The 20144-nt window shown below is 34.3% G+C and carries 13 protein-coding genes; 1 reads left to right on the forward strand and 12 read right to left on the reverse strand.

All coding sequences use genetic code 11. The features are described from left to right. Positions 1–31 precede the first annotated feature (31 nt). The 3 genes from pruA to QLS97_RS04730 form a co-directional block, all read right to left on the reverse strand. Positions 32–1657 carry an L-glutamate gamma-semialdehyde dehydrogenase gene (gene pruA, locus QLS97_RS04720; protein WP_282714563.1) on the reverse strand — a complete coding sequence of 542 codons (1626 nt, stop codon included), beginning with the start codon at positions 1655–1657 and terminating at the stop codon, positions 32–34. Between the two features lie 107 nt (positions 1658–1764). Beyond that, positions 1765–2151, reverse strand: coding sequence for a Co2+/Mg2+ efflux protein ApaG (gene apaG, locus QLS97_RS04725; RefSeq protein ID WP_099714405.1), 387 nt, complete (start codon positions 2149–2151; stop codon positions 1765–1767). A gap of 82 nt (positions 2152–2233) precedes the next feature. Next, positions 2234–3499, reverse strand: a complete 1266-nt coding sequence (locus QLS97_RS04730) for a type IX secretion system plug protein (protein ID WP_282714564.1) — start codon at positions 3497–3499, stop codon at positions 2234–2236. A 168-nt stretch (positions 3500–3667) separates the two neighbouring features. Between QLS97_RS04730 and QLS97_RS04735 the strand changes: the two genes are divergently transcribed. Beyond that, positions 3668–6478 (forward strand): M16 family metallopeptidase, encoded by a 2811-nt coding sequence (locus tag QLS97_RS04735; RefSeq protein WP_282714565.1) that lies wholly within the window; start codon positions 3668–3670, stop codon positions 6476–6478. A gap of 66 nt (positions 6479–6544) precedes the next feature. Here the strand turns inward: QLS97_RS04735 and QLS97_RS04740 are convergent, their stop codons facing one another. The 9 genes from QLS97_RS04740 to QLS97_RS04780 form a co-directional block, all read right to left on the reverse strand. After that, complete coding sequence (locus QLS97_RS04740; RefSeq protein WP_282714566.1) at positions 6545–7315, reverse strand: class I SAM-dependent methyltransferase; 771 nt, start codon at positions 7313–7315, stop codon at positions 6545–6547. After that, entirely contained in the window at positions 7315–8133 is an 819-nt protein-coding gene (gene map, locus QLS97_RS04745; RefSeq protein ID WP_282714568.1) for a type I methionyl aminopeptidase, read from the reverse strand. The genes QLS97_RS04740 and map overlap by 1 nt, the downstream gene beginning before the upstream one ends. A 44-nt stretch (positions 8134–8177) precedes the next feature. Further along, the gene (locus tag QLS97_RS04750; RefSeq protein WP_282714569.1) at positions 8178–9566 is read right to left on the reverse strand and encodes a TolC family protein; all 1389 of its coding nucleotides are present in this window, start codon (positions 9564–9566) and stop codon (positions 8178–8180) included. Further along, the gene (locus QLS97_RS04755; RefSeq protein WP_282714572.1) at positions 9566–10912 is read right to left on the reverse strand and encodes an HlyD family secretion protein; all 1347 of its coding nucleotides are present in this window, start codon (positions 10910–10912) and stop codon (positions 9566–9568) included. The genes QLS97_RS04750 and QLS97_RS04755 overlap by 1 nt, the downstream gene beginning before the upstream one ends. A gap of 2 nt (positions 10913–10914) precedes the next feature. Further along, positions 10915–12576 (reverse strand): peptidase domain-containing ABC transporter, encoded by a 1662-nt coding sequence (locus QLS97_RS04760; protein WP_282714574.1) that lies wholly within the window; start codon positions 12574–12576, stop codon positions 10915–10917. A 15-nt stretch (positions 12577–12591) separates the two neighbouring features. Next, positions 12592–13263, reverse strand: a complete 672-nt coding sequence (locus tag QLS97_RS04765; RefSeq protein ID WP_282714576.1) for a TetR/AcrR family transcriptional regulator — start codon at positions 13261–13263, stop codon at positions 12592–12594. A gap of 123 nt (positions 13264–13386) precedes the next feature. Further along, a complete protein-coding gene (gpmI, locus tag QLS97_RS04770) occupies positions 13387–14904 on the reverse strand; it encodes a 2,3-bisphosphoglycerate-independent phosphoglycerate mutase (protein WP_282714578.1) in 1518 nt (505 codons plus the stop codon). Between the two features lie 140 nt (positions 14905–15044). Continuing rightward, positions 15045–17462, reverse strand: coding sequence for a DUF5916 domain-containing protein (locus tag QLS97_RS04775; RefSeq protein WP_282714580.1), 2418 nt, complete (start codon positions 17460–17462; stop codon positions 15045–15047). Positions 17463–17597: 135 nt separating this feature from the next. Continuing rightward, a complete protein-coding gene (locus QLS97_RS04780) occupies positions 17598–19991 on the reverse strand; it encodes a DUF5916 domain-containing protein (RefSeq protein ID WP_282714582.1) in 2394 nt (797 codons plus the stop codon). Positions 19992–20144 lie beyond the last annotated feature (153 nt).

A 20144-nucleotide genomic window follows, 5' to 3' on the forward strand; every position in this document is an offset into this window, starting at 1 on the left:
AGACTTTCGTCTTTCAAACATTAAGACTAAATTATCCTAAAAATGGATATCTGTAGTTCTCTGGAGTAACAAAAGTTTCTTTTATTGTTCTTGGAGAAACCCAACGCAATAAGTTCAATACTGAACCTGCTTTGTCATTAGTTCCTGATCCTCTTGCACCACCAAATGGCTGTTGTCCTACAACAGCACCTGTTGGTTTGTCGTTGATGTAGAAATTACCAGCGGCATTTTCTAAAACTTTCATCGCATATTCAATGGCATAGCGATCTTGACTCAAGACAGCTCCTGTCAATGCGTACTCAGAAGTCGAATCTACTAATACAAGAGTTTCTTCCCATTTAGCATCTTCGTAAACGTAAATTGTCAATACTGGTCCGAATAATTCGTTTTCCATTGTACTGTATTTTGGATTAGTAGTTACGATAACGGTTGGCTCTATAAAATAACCAACAGACTTGTCGTAATTTCCTCCTGCAATAATTTCGGCATCAGCATCTTTTTTAGCTTGGTCAATAAAACCGGCTAATTTGTCAAATGAACCTTCTGAAATTACAGATGAAACGAAATTATTGGTATCTCCTGGCGATCCCATTTTCATAGAAGCTAAATCAGCAACTAATAATTTTTTTACTTCTGGCCATATTGATTTTGGTACATACGCTCTTGAAGCTGCTGAACATTTTTGACCTTGGTATTCGAAAGCTCCTCTGGAAAGTGCCGTAGCAACTTGAGCCGGAATAGCGGATGAATGTGCTACAACAAAATCTTTACCTCCAGTTTCTCCTACGATTCTTGGGTATGTTTTGTAGTTGCTGATGTTTTGTCCAATTTTCCCCCAAATGTCATTAAAAACACGAGTTGAACCTGTAAAGTGAATTCCTGCAAAATCACGACTTCCTAATAACGTTTCAGAAATCATAGCAGAGTCTCCATAAACTACATTGATTACACCGTCTGGTAATCCTGCTAGTTTGAATACCTCTACAATTACATTTGCAGAATAAATTTGTGTAGCACTTGGTTTCCAAACAACAACATTCCCCATTAATGCTGGAGCTGCAGGTAAATTACCGGCAATTGCTGTAAAGTTAAACGGAGTGATGGCATATATAAATCCTTCAAGAGGTCTGTGTTCTAATCTGTTCCAAACGCCTTCTGATGAAGCGGGTTGTTCAGCATAAATTTGAGACATAAATTGCACATTGAAACGCAAAAAGTCTATAAATTCACAGGCTGCATCAATTTCAGCTTGGTGTACTGTTTTTGCCTGAGCAATCATAGTTGCTGCATTTATTTTGGCACGGTATGGTCCGGCAAGCAATTCAGCAGCTTTTAAAAAGATGGATGCTCTGTGTTCCCAAGCTAAATTAGCCCATTTCTTTTTAGCTTCCAGAGCTGTTGAAATGGCTTTTTCTATATGTTCTTTATCAGCTTCGTGATACTGTCCTACAGTGTGTTTGTGGTCGAAAGGAGGATTTATTGATTGAGTTTTTCCTGTACGGATTTCTTCTCCTCCAATGTATAAAGGAACATCAACTGTTTCATTATACATTTTATTGAAAGTGGCTAGAACTTCTTCTCTTTCCGGACTTCCTGGAGCGTAGGACTTAACGGTTTCGTTAAACGCTTTTGGGACGTTGTAAATTCCTTTTGGCATATTAAATAGATTTTAATTAGAATCAAAAATTGAGCTGTAAAGGTAACAATAATTCATCAATCAGAGAATCTGATTGGAAGTTAAAATTCTAATAAAAGAGTTGAAATTTAATTCAAAGCAAAAGGCGCACATAACCTAAAAGTAGGTACAATAACTTTGAAGTTTTTTGTAGAGGTGAAGTTAATCATGTTGAAATATCCTTTCATGGCACCATAAGGTGAAGAAAGTAAACAGCCAGAACTGTAGGTGTGAAATTCTCCAGGTTTTAAAACTGGTTTTTTTCCAATTACACCTTCTCCGTCAACTATTTCTATAGCGTTTAGAGAATCAAAAATTTCCCAATGGCGAGAAATTAACTGGACAGAATCCTTGCTGTGATTTTCAATCGTGATTACATAACTAAAGGCAAAGTGAATCTTGTAGTTTTTGAAGTAGGTTCCTTCAAAACTAGTCAAAACTGAAATTTTTATACCTCTTGTTATTTGAGAAACCATGATTAAATGGATGAATATGTGTTTATTATTGACAAATTTACAAAAAATTGATCTCGTTTTGCCAAATTTTTGAAAAGTTTTTTTAGTTGGTGATATTTAATGAATTTGCTATTCCTTTCCCAACAACTCTATCGTATCGATCTGTATTCTCTCTGTAATAAACGAGTACGGTGTAATCATTTTCGGTTTGATAAAAATTCCCGTCAATTGCATTTTCATAGTCAATAACTCCTTTGTCATTAGCTACAATGTATTGATAATTTGTAAAACCCTGTTTTATTAAAATTGCTTTCTCGTAAACGTTCTTTTGGGAATTATACTCCATTTTGTATTCTGGAGTCAGATTGTAATTATTGAATATTCCGCCAACATAGATATTTTTTTTCAGTCTAAAAGTAGGGGCAGAAAGGCTGAAATAAACCCAAACATAATCCGCTTCTATTTCGGGATTAGTGGCATTTATGTTATTAACAACAAAATCGCCATTAACATCTTGGGTAAACGAGTAAGGGAAGTTTGTTTTTGCGGCATTAGTGTACAAATAAGAACCGTAAATTGCTGTATTAGAATCTATGCGCGCTATGTTGTTACTCGCAGAGCGGATGTCTTTGTTCTCAAAAAATAGAAATTCATTTCCTGCCCAAAACTGTGTTTCAGGATCATATTTGTATATCAGGTCATTTCCAATGGTGTATTGTGGGACTACATTTTTTATGGCAGTGTTAAACTGTCCGTTTTGAAGCAGGACTACTCTAACATTTTTCATAGGATTTTGAAATGTAATTACACTTGATTTTATAGAGAATTCTAAATTGTGTTTTAATTCTATGTTGCTTACTGTTCGTGCTCGCTTCACCTGCATTGGAACCGTAACAAGATCTTCACATAAAATGAATTTTCTGGAAAACACCACTTCTTTATTTTCGTCTAAAACTTTAACGATATAATTCCCGCTGATTCGCAACTGCTGCGTAAACTGATTTGGAATTGATAATTTGTAGTGCGAATAGATTTGTAATGTATTAAAGGAATTAGTGTAATCTTGGATTCTTTGATTGTCAAAACCTTCTAAATATTCGTTTTTTGGAATTCCGGTGGGAATCCAGTTGTAATCGCAATGGATTATTTCGTAGTAATAATTGGCTTCATTGCCAAAAAGGTCGTCAAACTGCAATTGAAATCCTTCTCCTAATTTAAAAATTGGAATCACATTTCGATCACTTTGTAAAAAAGAAATCGTTTTGATATTGTAAGGCGCAACTACTTCTTTTTCTGCTTGTGCAGAGGAAGAATTGGCCGTAAATGCCAAAAGAATAAAGGTGATAATTTTAAAAAAAGGGTTAGTCATTTTGCAGCGCTTAAGATTTTGTAAATATAAGGAATACTCCCCGTTTTTATCCGATAATGTAATTCAAAGAGTAAATATATTTTGTATGTAATTTCTGTTAATTAAAATACAATATTTTTAAAAGTTAGGAGTTATCTTATTATTTTTACTTCAAATATATCTAACCCTATGAAAAAAATTAACAATTTAGTATTTGGAATAATGCTGTTTCCATTGGCTGCTTTTGCACAGCAAATGGATTATTCAAAAGCAATTCCTTTTGATCCTAGCGTAAAAACAGGCAAGCTTGAAAATGGCTTAACCTATTACATCAAGAAAAATGCCAAACCAGAAAAAAAAGTAGACCTTAGGCTGGTTGTGAATGCTGGTTCTATCCTTGAGGATGATGACCAACAAGGATTGGCTCACTTTATGGAACACATGTGTTTTAATGGAACTAAGCGTTTTCCTAAAAATCAATTAGTCGATTATTTGCAAAGTATTGGTGTAAAGTTTGGGCAACATTTAAATGCGTATACCAGTTTTGATGAAACGGTTTATTTTTTGCCAATTCCATCTGATAGTCCTGAAAAATTAGAGAAAGGGTTTCAAATTATTGAAGATTGGGCTTTTAATACGGTTTTGACACCAGAAGAAATCGATAAAGAAAGAGGCGTAGTTTTAGAAGAGTACAGATTGGGTTTAGGTGCCCAAAAAAGAATGTTGGGTCGCTACATTTCAAAAATGATGCATGAATCACATTATGCGGAGCGTTTGCCTATTGGTCAAAAAGAAATTTTAGAAAAGTTCAAACACCAATCCTTAATTAATTTCTACAAAGATTGGTATCGTCCAAATTTGATGAGCGTAATTGTTGTAGGTGATATTGATGTTGCCGAAATGGAGAAGAAAATCATTTCTCATTTTTCAAGTTATAAAAATCCAGCCAAAGAAAAACCTAGAAAATTTTACGATGTTCCTAATCACAAGGAAACTTTTGTAGCTGTTGAAAGTGATAAAGAAGCTTCAAGCGCTCAAGTACAATTGGTTTATAAAGATTATGGAGCTCCAAAACCAATAGTGAATGTTGGAGATTTTAAAAATTATATTGTTGAGGGATTATTCGCTACGCTTTTAAATACGCGATTGGATGAACTGACAAATTCAGCCACACCTCCATTTACCTACGGATATTCGTACTATGGCGGAACTTGGGCCAGAAATAAAAAAGCATATCAGTCTGTGGCAATGTCTCAAGAAGATAAGCAATTAAGTGCTTTGAAAGTATTGGTTACTGAAAATGAAAGAGCTAAGAAATTTGGATTTACGCAAGGAGAATTAGATCGTTCGAAACTAGAATTTCTTGCTTCTATTGAAAAAGCGTACAACGACAGAGACAAAACGAATTCAGTGAATTTTGTTGGAGAATATCAAGCTAATTTCTTAGAAAAAGAACCAGTTCCTGGGATTGAATGGACCTATCAAACGATGAAACAATTGATGCCTTTGATTGAATTAAAGGATGTAAATAGTTTGATTAAAGATTATGTAAAAGAAGATAACCGTGTCATTATTCTTACTGGTCCTGAAAAAGAAGGTTTGAAAAAAGTGACAGAGCAACAAGTTCTTGATGCTTTGAAAATTAATACGGATGATATTAAGCCTTATGAAGATGCTGCCGTTGCGACAAGTTTGATAAGAAACGAAGTTAAACCAGGTACAATAGTTAGTCGTGAAAGCAATGCTAAAATTGGAACAAAAACGTTAGTATTGTCTAATGGGGTTAAGGTAACGTATAAGAATACAGATTTTAAAAATGATGAGGTTCTTTTTGAGGCAGTGAGTCTTGGAGGAACTAATTTATACTCTAACGAGGATATGAAGAAAGTTCAATTTGCTAACGGAGCTTTGGCGGAAGCCGGATTCTCTGGACTAAAATTGAATGATATCAATAAATTTATGACGGGTAAAATAGCGAGAGTAAGTCCTTATATTGGTTCTGCTACCGAAGGTTTGAGAGGAAATGCAACTCCTAAGGATTTAGAATATTTATTCCAAATGACGCATGCCTATTTCACAGATTTAAATATGGACGTGACCGCTTTTGAAGGTTACAAACAAAAGCAATCCGCTTTCTTTAATAATATGGCTTCACAACCTAGTTTTTATTTTCAGCAAGAGTTTTATACTTATTTGAATAAAGAAAACCCTAGATTTAATGGGTTGATTCCTTCTGAAAAAACTTGGGGAGAAACGGATTATGCATTAGCGTACAATAAATACAAGGAGCGTTTTGCTAATGCTGCTGATTTTGAGTTTTATTTCGTTGGAAACATTGATGATAAAACTATGGAAGCATATTCCATTAAATATTTAGCATCTTTACCTGCTACTGATAAAAAAGAGAAAGCGGTAGATTTAGGCTATAGAATGCTAAAAGGAGATTTGAAAAAAGTCGTTAATAAAGGAACAGATCCTAAAAGTAACGTAACCATCATGTATTATGGAGATGCGAAATATTCTACTAAAGACGCGATGAGTATACAAGCATTAGGGGAAGTTTTGACTATAAAACTAATTGAGCAATTGCGTGAAAATGAGAGCGGTGTTTATGGTGTTTCTGCAAGAGGAAGCATGAATAAAGTTCCAAATGGATCGTACAGCTTTACGATTGGTTTTCCATGTGGACCAGATAATGCAGAGAAATTAACAGCTTCTGCCTTAAAAGAACTTCAAAACATTATTGATAAAGGACCAGATGAAAAAGATGTGGCTAAATTTAAAGAAGGGGAATTAGCTGATTTCAGAAAAGACAGCAAGGAAAACAGATATTGGTTGTCTAATTTCACTAGATCGTACACCAATGGAAGTAGCGCTGAAGAAGTCTTGAAATTTGAAGAGACTGTAAACGCAGTAACGGCTAAGGATATTCAAGATATTGCAAAAAAATATCTTACAAAAGATAAAGTAATTGGAATATTGATGCCAGAGAAAAAATAAACCAACTCATTTATAAACTAAAAACCTGCTAAAATTAACTTTAGCAGGTTTTTTTTATGGTGTAAATTATTTAAAACAAACAGGGATAATTTCCCCTTTGGCTAAACAGTATTTCTCTACTAATTCGGGTGCAATTTTATTAGTGTAATCTTCTTCAATTACTTTAAAACCGATACTTCGTAATTTATCAAAATAATCGCGACCGTAAATACGGACATGATCGTATTGACCAAAGATTTTAGCACGTTCTTTTTGATCCGTAATGGAATCATCGGCAAAAGTTGTCGCTCTGGATAAATCCTGTGGAATTTGTAAAATTGCCATTCCGCCAGGTTTCAAAACCCGATACAATTCCTGCATGGCTTTCGTATCATCTGGAATATGTTCTAAAACATGATTGCACAAAATAACATCATATTGATTGTCTTCAAAAGGCAAATTACAAATATCTGCTTTCACATCCGCCAAAGGCGAAAATAAATCAGTTGTGGTGTAGTGCAGATTTTTTTGGTTTCGAAACAATTTATAAAAAGCTTGCTCTGGTGCAAAATGCAGTACTTTCTTTTTTGCTGTTGAAGTAAAAAAATCGGTTTCTTCATTCAAATACAACCATAATAAGCGATGTCTTTCCAGTGAAAGTGTACTTGGCGAAAGCACATTGTTGCGTTGTGTTTCGTATCCATAAGGCAACATCGATTTGAAGCTTTTTCCGTCGATTGGATCGGTGAAATTAGTTCCTCTTAATGAAAAAGCGATAATAGGACGGGCTACATAACTCAGCCTGATTAATAAAGGACGAGGAATGGTATTGAGTATTAATTTAAATAGTTTCTTCATTACAATACTAAAGGTTCTCTTCTAAACTCATCTTCTTCATTACTCACAATTCCTAACGCTTTGTAGATGTATCCAAAAGTCGATAAAATCTCTGGTTTTCCATCAATAATCGCAACATCATGCTCAAAATGTGCACTTGGTTTCCCATCGGCAGTAAGGATTGTCCAGCCGTCTTTTAGTTGTTTGATGTTTCGGGTTCCCATGTTAATCATCGGTTCAATAGCGACAACCATTCCTTCTACAAAAAGTTTTCCTCTTCCTTTTTTACCATAATTAGGCATTTCAGGATCTTCATGCATTTTTTGTCCCACGCCATGACCTACTAATTCACGAACAACACCATAACCATGCGATTCCGTATATTTTTGAATTGCATTTCCTACGTCTTCTACACGATTTCCTAATTTGAATTCGCGGATTCCAACGTATAATGATTCTTTAGTTACTTGCAATAATTTTTTAGTTTCAGGAGCGACTTCACCTATTTCAAAAGAATAGGCATGATCACCATGGTATCCATTTTTATATGCGCCACAATCTACTGAGATTACATCACCACTTTTTAAAGGTGTATTGTTTGGGATTCCATGAACCACTTGAGCGTTTGGACTCATACAAAGTGAATTTGGAAAACCATATAATCCAAGAAAACTTGGTTCAGCACCATGGTCACGAATAAATTCTTCGGCTAATTTGTCCAGATATAAAGTAGTAACTCCTTCTTTGATTTCAGAAGCAATCATTCCTAATGTTTTTGATACGATCAACGCACTTTCGCGCATTAATTCTATTTCTTCACGTGATTTTACAATAATCATAATTTCGAATTTTCAGTTTGCAAAAGTACAATTTTATAAATTATTTAATCCGGATTAGCCATAATTTTAAAAAGCTCTGAATTTGAAATGTAAAAACGGTTCTCCAATGCTATCTTTGAAAGGTATGCACTGACTAAATTATTCTCTCTGGTATTGATTAAAAATAATGAACTTTCACCAAAAGAAAATAATCTTTCCTCGGAATTTAACATGGTGAGATTGTCTTCTACCAATCCTTTTATTAACTCTTTTTGTCTTAGCAACGATTCAATTTCCATTCTTTGTGCATTAATTTTATTGGTCAATTGCACTTTTTCTAAATCCAATGTAAATTCGGATTCTTGAACTTTGTATTTCGCCAGTTTCAAACTACCACGTTCTTTTCGAAGAAACAAAGGAAAATAAAAATCCAATCCAATTTTATAATCCTCAAACTGATAATTATCAATATAACTGGGTTCTGAAATATAGGAGTAACCCACATCAATTTTTGGTAAGAGCATGTTGGCTTTTAATTTCTTTTCCACATTTAGCATATCAATCTTGCTTTGAAGCGCATTGATTTTTGGATGATTGGTGATGGAGAAATCCGTATTCAATAAATCATTCGTTTTTAAACTTTCCTGAATCGTAAATTCCAATTGCATTTCGGGAATCAATTCATCGGATATTTCCAGTGGAATATTGTTTTCCAACCAAAGAAAATTAGAAAGTTCTAATTTGGCTTTAGCCAATTTCAGGTTCGAGTCTTCCAAGCTCAGTTTCCTGTTTTTCACAATAATTCCTGCTTCCACACTGTCTATTGCAGGTTTATCTCCTTGTTTGATTAACGACTGAATTCCTTTAAATCTAATTTGTGCATTATTATTGTATTCTTCATACAATTGCACTTCATTGAAGTTTTTCTTCCAATTAAAATAAGCCAAGGAAGCATCATATAAAACTGTGATAGCTTGCAGTTTTCTTTCGGATTGGCTTAGTTGCATTTGCATTTTTGCTTTTCGAACATCAGCCATCCTTTGATTAATAAACAATCCTTGTCCAAGCGGAACGGTTACTCCCAGCGAAGTTAATCCTTGATTGGGAAGTGTGTTTTGGGGATTCAAATAAACACCTTCACTATTGTCAAAGCCCGCTTTAATCTCGATTCCATACCAAGTTGGGATTTTGAAACTACTGTTCAAAATTGAATAGTATTCCTTGTCTTTGAATTGTTTTTTGCTGAAATCCACTTCAATTTTTGGATCAAATCCACCTCGGGCCATCATCAAATTAGCTTGTGCTTTATTGATTTCTAAGTTGGCATTCTTAACCAATGGATGGTATTTTTTTACATAGCCCAGAAACTCGGTGTAGGTAAGTTCTTTTGAGGTGATATCTTGGGCTGTTGCAGCAAAACCCAAAAATAAAAATGCTAAAAATATTTGTTTCATTATTTTTTCTCTGTTGTTGTTTTAACCGAAGGCTTATAATAATTAGGAGGGAATCCGTTCAGAGTTCTCCATAATTCAAACCATACCGGAACGGTCTCTAATAAAGCGACAGTTTGCGCACCGGCTCCAATGCTCAGTTGTACCGGCCATTTGGCTTCTTTTTTATCCGGAGCAATCAAAACACGATATTTTCCATTGGCACTAATGAAATTTTCAATGGCTACAATTTCGCCTCCAAAAGTCCCATAAGACATATTTGGCCATCCTGAAAATACAATAGTAGGCCAGCCATCAAACCAAACCCGAACTTTTTCTCCTTTAGTTAATAAAGGAAGGTCAATAGGGTTTACAAAAGTTTCTACTGCGATGTCATATTCTGACGGCATTATGGTCGCAATTGGTGTTCCTTCTTTTATCGTTTCACCTATCCCGGATTGCAGCGCCCTATTGATATAGCCGTTTTGTGATGCTTTGATATAATACATTCCATTGCGAATGCTGTAATTTGCATATTGATTTTCGAGTTTGTTTACCTGTGCATCGGTGTCGTATTGACTGCTGAGCGCTGTGTATTTATCACTATTGGCTTTCGAAACTTTCTCCGCATACTCCGCGCTTATTCGGTTTATTTCCACTTTGGCATTGATTAACTCGTTTTTGCTGGTTAAGTATTTGTTTTCTTGCGTGATAATTTTCGCTTCCACTTCTTGTAATTTCAGCCTTTTTTCTTCAATATCAGTAAGTGGTTTTAGTCCTTCTTTATTCAGCTGAACGGAACGATCATATTGTGTATTGGCTATTTTCAGTTGGGTTTTTACAGCAACAAGATCCATACTGTCACTCTTTATTTTCAAAAGAGATTGTTTGATTTTATTTTGTGCTTGTTCCAGTTTTAAGACCTTTTCCCTTTCAATGTTCTGAATTTGGCCGGAAAGTGTACTTACTTTAGAACCATACGATTGTAACGATTGCTTCTTGGCATTTATTTGATTTTTAGTGTTTTCCACTAAATTTGGGTCCATGTAATCCTCTTTTATTTCTGAGATAAATAGAATCGTATCGCCTTTATTGACAAAATCACCTTCCTGGACATACCATTTTTCAAGTCGGCCAGAAATCACGCTCTGAATAGATTGTGGTCTTTGGTCTGGTTTGAGAGTGGTAACACTTCCAGTTCCTGAAATATTTTGTGTCCAAGGCAGAAAAAGCGCCACTAAAGCTACTATTGAAACGCCCGCTATAATTTTATTTAAAATCCTATAATGCGGTCTATTGGTCAAGTTTCTAACGGTCTCGTAACGGTCTAACGGTTGTAGTTTTGTTTTGTTGTCAGATATGTTTAGCATGGCTAATTATTTTTTAAATCAAGTTTAATCACTCCATTTTGCATGATGATTTTTCTATTACATTTGGTTTTCCAATACGGATTTTTTGAAGAAACGATAATCGTCCATTTGTTTTTTTCGGAAGTGATGAAGTCAATAACTTCATTAGCTATTTCTTCATCCATCATGTCCGTTGGATCCTCATAAAAAAGCACTTTCGGCTTATGAATGATACTTCTGGCCAATAGTACTTTTTGTGCATTAGAAGAGGATAATTGTTTCCCTTCCGGGAAAATGCGTGTCTCGAGACCTTTTGGCAATGATTTTATGAATGACGAAAGTTGGACCCCTTCAATGGCCCATTTTAAATCTTCCGTACTTACTGAGTTGTCATTGAACGTGATGTTAGCTAGCAGCGTTCCTTCAAATGGTGTTTCGCCTTGAATAATACTGCCAATTTGAGAGCGGTATTGTTTTAGGTTGATCTTTCTAAAAGTATCATCATTGATGAAGAAAAAACCTGACGTAGGCTGTAATAAACCGGATAATATCCTAATCAGCGTTGTTTTTCCGGAACCATTGGTTCCTTCAATTGCTATTTTGTCACCTTGTTCGATTTTAAATGAGATGTTGCTCAGGATTTCTTTATCTGAATCCGGGAATTTAAAAGTAAGATTTTCTGTTTCCAATGAAATATTCGTATAGCAAGTATCGCTTTTGAAAGTGGTATCTTCTTCTAATTGTAAGTCGGTTACTTGCCCAATTTTTTCAATAGAAGTCAGTACATCGTAGAATGTTTCCAGTCCGATTATTATTTTTTCGACCGAATTAATGACTAATAAAATAATAATTTCTGCAGCCACAAATTGCCCGATATTCATTTGCTGTGACAATACTAAAAATCCTCCTATCGATAACAAACTCGCGGTTATTATGATTTTAAAAATAATTAATTGGCTGAATTGTCTTTGGATAACTTTAAAATGTTTTTCCCGATAATTCAAATAATCACCAACCAGATTGTTGTTTTTTTGTAAGCCATAATTATAGTTGAGGTCATTTTTGAAACTGAAATTATTTCGAGCCATTTCTTGTAACCAGCTGGCCACTTTATATTTGAATTTAGACTCTTTTAAGCTGGTTTCCAGTCCGGATTTATATGAAAACCGGAATATAAAATACAAAAGAAGAAATAGTAAAGCTCCAAATATTATAAAATAGGGATGGTATAAAGACAGTAGAATCAAGCCGAAAACGATTTGTAAGAGTGCTGCCGAAAAATCGATTAAAAGCTTTGAAGTTCCTTTTTGAATAGTCATCGTGTCAAAAAAACGATTAGCTAATTCCGGTGGATAAGAATTGTATAGTTGATCCGTTTTTATTTTTGGCAAACGAGCCGCAAATTCAAAGGAGGAACGAACAAATATTTTTTGCTGTAAATTTTCAGTGATGCGGAGTTGCATTAAAGATAAAATTCCAACTAATGCAACACCAAAAACCACTAAAATAATTAAAACTATCCATGAAGCGCTGACTCTTCCGGATTGTATAAAGTTCGTGATTGCTTGAATTCCCAACGGCAAAGACAAGCTGATCAATCCGGCAAAAATGGCATAGAAAAATATTTGATAGACATCTTTTTTATCTAATTGGAGTAAGTTGTAAAAACGTTTTAATGGAGTCATAGTAGTTTTTTTAGTTTATCGAAGTACATTTTTGGCAAGATTTAGATAAAATTCAGTGGTACTCACGGATTCATTACAATCGGTAATTGTTTTTAAATGTTCCGTTAGAAAATGTTGATGCAAACTCCCTTCAACAATAGTCGAAACTAGTGATTTTGCAAAAGGATATTCTGGATTGACTTCTTTTACAATGCCTACAATTCGATTAATCACTCTTTTGTAAATTAGAAAAAAACCTTCCTTGTTTTCTTGATCCACTTCTTTTGTTTGTACTGTTTTTGTGAATTCAGCAATGATAATTTTATTCAAAATAGCTTCATTGATGTGCTCTGTGTTAGTATCATCAGTAACTTTTTCAGTTACGATAGTTATTGCTTTGCTGAGTTTTTCGGTTGGATCTACAATATTAGTCGTGGCAAAAACCAGTTTGTATTCCATCCAACTCCAATACCAAGAGGATAAATAAACCAATAATTTATGTTTGTTTTCAAAGTAACGATAAATGGAGCTTTCATTAGAGCCAATTTTCTCTCCTAACTTTTTGAATGTGAAATTATCGAATCCAATTTCGTCTATCAAAAAGATACTTTGCTCTACAATTTTTTTACCTAAAGGAGACGTTTCCGGATCCTTAACGTAGATTTTTTCGTTGACTTGTATTTTTAAATTGGATAGTATTGTATTCATAATCGATAATATTTTATGCAAATATAATAGTATTACTATCAACTATGAGATTTTAACTTTTATTTATAAAAAAAGCTACTCGTATGGAGTAGCTTTTAATTCAAATATTAGTAGTTATTTTGTTTAAAGTAAAGAATGACAAGTCATTACTTCTGGTTTTTCTACTCCCATTAATTCCAAGATGGTTGGAGCAATATCGCCAAGAACCCCATCATGAATGGTCTTCAAGTCTTTGTCTACTAATATAATAGGCACTGGATTTGTTGTGTGGGCCGTATTAGGACTTCCATCAGGATTAAGCATCGTTTCGCAATTTCCATGATCAGCAATTACAATGGTCGTATAATTATGGGCTAATGCTGTCGTGATTACTCTTTCAACGCATTTATCAACCGCTTCGCAGGCTTTTATTGCAGCACTCATAATTCCGGTGTGTCCCACCATATCGCCGTTGGCAAAATTAAGACAAACAAAATCCACTTCTTCTTTCTCCAATTCGGGAACCAAAGCATCTGTCAACTCAAATGCGCTCATTTCCGGTTGCAAATCATAAGTGGCAACCTTTGGAGAGTTTTTCAAGATGCGGCTTTCGCCAATAAAAGGTTGTTCTCTTCCACCGGAAAAAAAGAAAGTCACGTGAGGATATTTCTCCGTTTCGGCAATACGAATTTGCTTTTTGTGGGCTTTTTCTAAAACCTCACCAAGAGTTTCCGTAATATTATCTTTGTTATAAACGACTTTTACATTTTGGTAGGTTTCGTCATAATTGGTAAGCGTGACATAGTACAAATTGAGTTTGTGCATGTTTTGCTCATGACAATCCATTTGAGTCAATACTTCCGTTAATTCTCTACCTCTATCCGTTCTGAAATTAAAGAAAATAACGACATCATCTTCTTCAATTGTAGTTAATGGTTTGTCGTATTCATCAACAATAACCGTTGGGTGAATAAATTCATCGGTTATATTAACTTCATAACTTTCTTCGATGGAAGCTACTGCATTTGTTGAATGTGTTCCAATTCCGTTTACCAATAAATCGTAAGCAAGTTTTACTCTTTCCCAGCGTCTGTCACGATCCATCGCATAATAACGTCCCACAACTGAAGCCAGTTTTACGGTAGTATTAGCAATATAATCCTGTAAATCTTGAATGTAATGTTTACCGGATTTTGGATCCACATCACGACCGTCAGTGAAGGCATGAACGAAAACTTTTTGTAATCCGTGTTGTTGTGTCGCGTCAATCAAGCCACGTAAATGAGAAGTATGAGAGTGTACACCACCATCAGAAACTAATCCTAAAAAGTGTACTTTTTTATTGTTTATTCTGGCATAAGTAAAGGCATCAACTAAAACTTGCTCTTTTGCTAAAGTGTCATGTGCAACGGCAAGATTAATTTTGGCTAAATCCTGATAGACAATTCTACCGGCGCCAAGATTCATGTGTCCTACTTCGCTGTTTCCCATTTGTCCCTCAGGAAGTCCAACATTTAAACCGTCAGTTCGAAGTTGGGCGCTTGGGAAATTTCTATATAAACTGTTAATAAATGGCACATTGGCATTATCAATTGCAGATACCTTAGGGTCAGGAGATTTTCCCCAACCGTCCAAAATCATAAGAATTACTTTTTTGTTCATTATACTATATTTTAAACAAAGATAAAGTATTTCTAAAAATGTTCGAATGAATGGAAATCACTATTATACATTCGGAGGGTAACAATAACAAATAATGATTATTTTGTTGTGGAAAGTTGTCTTTTTTAAAATTAATGCATTTAGAATTTATTCTTAACTTGATTATAATCTATAAAATAGCGCACACTTATTGAGAAAACATGACTCAATGCATCGTTATTAAGTAGATTGGTAACATTGTCCGTAAACTCTTTATTAATGTTTCTTTCAAAGGCACCAGCATTATTTCGGTATAAAACAGAAACTTGACTTCCGGGTGCAAACCACCAAGAATAAGACAAATCAGCATTCCAAGAATAGAAGCTCGAGTTTTTATTAGTTGTATATCCTGCAAAATCAGCGAGTCTTCCGTTTTGTTCTAATGATAAAGTATTTTTATTTTCGGCATACGACCAATATTGGCGCAACGAAATATTAAACGTCATTTGGCTGTTCAGAGAATATTTCCCAGAAAGCGTATTTGAATAGGTAATTACATTTCTATTGGCAAAAACTACCGTGTTTGGCGTAGCCGAATTCATGTCATCATTAATGCTGTCAATGTATCCTTTATTATTGTTTTGTCTGAAAAAATTGAAGTTGTAATTCAGCGATAATTTGTCATTAAAACGATATCTTGGACCAACAGCAAAACCATAGGAATTTCTTCCTGCTTCATCAAAAAATGCATAAGAAGGGTTTACATCGATGGCAAAACTATTATTATAATTGGTCGAAACATATACATAGCCTCCAATTTTTGTTGGTTTTATCACATATCTGTCAGCTGTTCTTGGTTCATAATAATCATATGTTTCTACCGCATTGGCATCAATCCCAATTCCGAAAAAGTGATTTTTTTTGTTTTTAGAATTTATCTCAAAATTGATATTACTGGATTGAATTTTACCAGTTTCTTTTTGAAATTGCGAGTAAAGATTAAGGTAAGCATTAAAGCTGTTAAAGTACTTCGTTGGATTAAGGATTCTATAACTCGTATTACCATATAGACTATAATAATTAGTTTCAAAATTAATTCCTAAATCATTATTGTCAAAACCTTTGGTGGCGATGTTAGCGCCAAAACCATAACGGTATTTTCCGCTGGTTTCAGAGAAATTTAATTGAGAATTAATGCCTTTTTTATCTTCAACGTCATTAATATAGCTGTATTTGAAATCTCCAGAAAGACTGTAGGTGTTTTTCTTGGTGTTCAAATCCCAAACTAATGCCGTAACGTTTCCATCTCTAAAACTTCCGTTTCTAGTCACATTAGTATTTACAAACGCAATTGAGGAATTTTTGCGAAAGCGTTGATCCAGCACTAAAACATTGTAATTTGCAAGTGGTTCAACGACTTCTTTTCTAACTTCTTGCGTGTCGCTATTTCGAATAGTAGCTGAAGTTTTTTCGGTAACGGCATTTAAGATTCCAACTCCCAATCCATTTTTGGTTCTTCCGGAAACTTTTAATGCATTGATAAGATTAACACTTGCCGGGTTGTCAATAATTTCTTCATTGGCTTCAGCGGTCGGATAATTGATTGGGTTTCCCCCAATTCGTCTCGAATAAACCAAATTTCCTTTACTAAACAAATCGGTTCCCTCTGTAAAAAAAGGTCTGTTCTCGTTAAATTGTTGTTCAAATGGTCCTAAATTCAGAATTTGATCATCGTATTTTGTTTGTCCAAAATCAGGAATAAGAATCATATCCAGCGTAAAAGCATCGTTTATTCCGTATTTCAAATCTAATCCGCCTTTGAGAGTTCCGTATGTTTTTTGTTGCGAATTTGCATTTACATAAAAGGAAGAATAGGGTAAAAGGAAGAGTCGAGTAGGTGGTTTTATGTTTTCAATTCCTTCTAAAATCCCTGTTTGTTGGGTGAAAGTTCCTAGTTTTGAATCAATAAAATTCCAAGTGTATTTATGACGGTCCCGTCTAATTTCCCTGAAAAAATTAAGACCCCAAGTTTGTTTATTCTCGCCAGAAAAACGCAGTGCGGCGTATGGAATTCTCATTTCTACAACCCAGCCTTTGTCCGTGATTACGGCTTTGCTTTTCCAAACGGCATCCCAGGAATAATCCTCTCCATTGGTGTCTGTGGTAATACAATCGGCTTGGCCATCTGCAGCATTTACAAAAAATTGAAAATCTTGTTGTCCATCGTTAAAACCATTTATAAAAACACCAAAAAGGTCAGAAGTACCAAAATTATCCCGCTGGGTAATTTCTCTTAAAATTTTTCCCGGATTTTCATCATACATAATGGCTCCAATATATATGGCATCATTATCATATAAAACTTTTACTTCGGTTTTCTTGTTTTCTGGAATTGCTTTCCCATTATCTGGATCAAACATGATGAAATCACTGGCTATTGAGGCAGTCTGCCATGTGTTTTCGTCTAATTTTCCATCAATTTCAATTTTTTCCGAAATGAATTTCGTTTGTAACACTTTTTTTTGGCTGTAGCCAAAAGCATATAGTAATAGAAAACAAAGTAATAAATAATTTTTCATGAAACGATTGATTGGTTGATTGATGCAAAATTTAGAAAAACCAGAAAGCTTCAAAGCGAAAAATCACTAATCCACATAATAGTTTTGGATTAATAGACTCTCATTTCAATTGAATGTTACAGTTTGATTGAAAAATTAAAATTTATTTTTCACGGCATTGTAATCAATGAAATAGCGAATGCTTATGGAAAGCACATTAGTTAGGTCGCTATTAAAAATACTTTTTAGATTTTTAGATAAATCTTTCTCGACTATACTAGCTCTTTCTAATCCATAGTTACGGTATAAAATGGATATTTCACTTCCAGGTGCAAACCACCAAGAATAAGACAAGTCGAAGTTCCAAGAATTAAAATTTCTGTCTTTGTTTTGTGCGTACGTGCTGTTTGGGGTTAAATAGCCGTTGTTTTGTAAGGTGAAAAATTCATGATTTTTAGAATAGGACCAGTAATAACGTGCAGTCAGGTTTATTGTCATTCTATTATTCAAGGCATATTTTCCGGTAAGATCATTTTGAAGTATTTCTCGATTGCGTTCGGCAAAAATGATTCCAGTTTCATTAGAATCAACCCAGCCTCGATAATTACTTTGGTTGATGTAATCCATTGCAAATGCAATAGAAAGTCTATCGTTGAATCGGTATTTTGGACCTAAATAAAGACCGTAATTGCCTCGACCGTCCTCATTGTATTTTGTGAATGAAGGTTGAATAATTATCGAAAAAGCATTGTTTTCATTTGATGTGAAATTTATAGCAGTAAAAATTTTTTCAGGAATAAAGACATATCTTCCATATTCACGAGGTTCATAAAAATCGAAAGTTTTAAAAGGTGTGGCTTCTAAGACAAACTCGAAATAATCATTCTTTAGTGTTGTTGCTTTAATTTCAGTTCCAATAGCGCCAGTTTGCAGTTTTCCGGTGGTGTTTTCGATTTCCAAATTAACAAATTGGTTCACTTTGAATGTATTGAAAGTTTTTGTTGGGTTAACAATTCTGTAACTACCACTGGCATAAGCGTTATGGTAATTAGTGTAGAAAATTATTCCCAGATCATTTACATCATAGTTTTCTGAAATATATTTCCCAGAAAATAAATATCGGTATTTTCCACTGGTTTTTCTGAAATTCAATTCTGCTTTATAGCCATCGTAATCTTCAATGCTATTAATAGTACTGTATTTAAAATCTCCGTATAAGTTATACGTATTTTTTTTTGTGTTTAAATCGAATAGTAATCCAGAAACATTCGCATCTCTAAAACTTCCATTTCTAGTGGTATTTGCATTAACAAATGTAACGGATGAGTTTTGGTTGAAACGTTGATCCAAAACTAGCATGTTGTAATTTGTTAATGGTTCAATGACTTCTTTTCTAACTTCGCCAGTGTCATTATTTAAAATAGTAGCTTTAGTTCTCTCAGTAACGGCATTCAAGAATCCAATTCCTAATCCTTTTTCAGTGCGGCCGGATATTTTTACGGCATTCAACAAATCTACCGTGCTTGGATAATTGGTTATTTCTTCATTTGCTGCCGTAGCGGGTTCAGTGCTTGGAGCCCCACCAATTCTTCGAGAATAAAACAAACCTCCTTTGTTAAATAAATCAGTTCCTTCGGTAAAAAAAGGCCTATTTTCTTCTAACTGTTGTTCGAAAGGTTCTAAATTCAAAATCGCATTGTCAAATTTTGTCTGTCCAAAATCAGGTACCAAAATAGCATCTAATGTAAAGGAATCGTTTATGCCGTATTTTATATCCAATCCAGCTTTTAAAGTCGTGTCAGAACCAATATCACTTTGTTGATAGTAAGCTGATGAATATGGAATCAGGAAAAGTCGGGTAGGAGTTTGTATACTTTCAATTCCTTGAAGGATTCCCGCTTGTGGAATAACGGCTCCAATTTTAGTATCAATCCTGTTCCAAGTATATTTTTGCACATCGCGCTTGATTTCACGCATGAAGTTTAATCCCCAAGTTTGTTTGTCAGCTTTTGAAAAGCGTAAAGCGGCATAAGGGATTTTCATCTCGACAACCCAACCCAATTCAGTGATTGTTACTTCGCTGTCCCAGATAGCATCCCAAGTGAAATCTTCAGAATCTTCAATTGCTAAACAATCCATTTGGACTCCTGCAGCACTTACAAAAAACCTAAAATCTTGTTGACCATCATTAAAACCATTTATATAAACAGAAAAATGATCTGATACTCCAAAAACATCTCTATTGGTGATTTCTCGTTGAATTTTTTCGGGTTCATTGTCGTAAAGCAATGCCGAAATATAAATAGCATTGTTGTCATACAATACTTTTACCTCTGTTTTTTTATCACTGCTTATTGGTTTTCCATTATCCGGCTCAAACATTATAAAATCAGAAGCAACTGACGCTGTTTCCCAAACTTTCTCGTTTATCTTTCCATCAATTGTGATATTTTCAGTAATAGATTTTGCTTGAAGCGTTTTTTTTTGGCTGTAAACAGTATGACTAAAGAATATTAAAAAAAATAAAGCTATAGAATATAATTTTGACATAAATTGGGATTGATTCTAAACAAAAATAACAAAATTAACATAGAAACTGTGTTATTTATGATTTTTCACTCAATATTTCGTCAAGTAATGCGTTATAAATGGACTAAAATTTTGTTAAAAATGGTTTGATTCTTATTTTTTGACGTACGTTTG

This window comes from Flavobacterium yafengii, from assembly GCF_030010375.1.
In the GTDB taxonomy this organism is placed as follows: domain Bacteria; phylum Bacteroidota; class Bacteroidia; order Flavobacteriales; family Flavobacteriaceae; genus Flavobacterium; species Flavobacterium yafengii.

Excerpts from the sequence above, each read along its gene's own strand:
- pruA (WP_282714563.1), bottom strand. The coding sequence starts at position 1,657 with ATGCCAAAAGGAATTTACAACGTCCCAAAAGCGTTTAACGAAACCGTT.
- apaG (WP_099714405.1), bottom strand. The coding sequence starts at position 2,151 with ATGGTTTCTCAAATAACAAGAGGTATAAAAATTTCAGTTTTGACTAGT.
- QLS97_RS04730 (WP_282714564.1), bottom strand. The coding sequence starts at position 3,499 with ATGACTAACCCTTTTTTTAAAATTATCACCTTTATTCTTTTGGCATTT.
- QLS97_RS04735 (WP_282714565.1), top strand. The coding sequence starts at position 3,668 with ATGAAAAAAATTAACAATTTAGTATTTGGAATAATGCTGTTTCCATTG.
- QLS97_RS04740 (WP_282714566.1), bottom strand. The coding sequence starts at position 7,315 with ATGAAGAAACTATTTAAATTAATACTCAATACCATTCCTCGTCCTTTA.
- map (WP_282714568.1), bottom strand. The coding sequence starts at position 8,133 with ATGATTATTGTAAAATCACGTGAAGAAATAGAATTAATGCGCGAAAGT.
- QLS97_RS04750 (WP_282714569.1), bottom strand. The coding sequence starts at position 9,566 with ATGAAACAAATATTTTTAGCATTTTTATTTTTGGGTTTTGCTGCAACA.
- QLS97_RS04755 (WP_282714572.1), bottom strand. The coding sequence starts at position 10,912 with ATGCTAAACATATCTGACAACAAAACAAAACTACAACCGTTAGACCGT.
- QLS97_RS04760 (WP_282714574.1), bottom strand. The coding sequence starts at position 12,576 with ATGACTCCATTAAAACGTTTTTACAACTTACTCCAATTAGATAAAAAA.
- QLS97_RS04765 (WP_282714576.1), bottom strand. The coding sequence starts at position 13,263 with ATGAATACAATACTATCCAATTTAAAAATACAAGTCAACGAAAAAATC.
- gpmI (WP_282714578.1), bottom strand. The coding sequence starts at position 14,904 with ATGAACAAAAAAGTAATTCTTATGATTTTGGACGGTTGGGGAAAATCT.
- QLS97_RS04775 (WP_282714580.1), bottom strand. The coding sequence starts at position 17,462 with ATGAAAAATTATTTATTACTTTGTTTTCTATTACTATATGCTTTTGGC.
- QLS97_RS04780 (WP_282714582.1), bottom strand. The coding sequence starts at position 19,991 with ATGTCAAAATTATATTCTATAGCTTTATTTTTTTTAATATTCTTTAGT.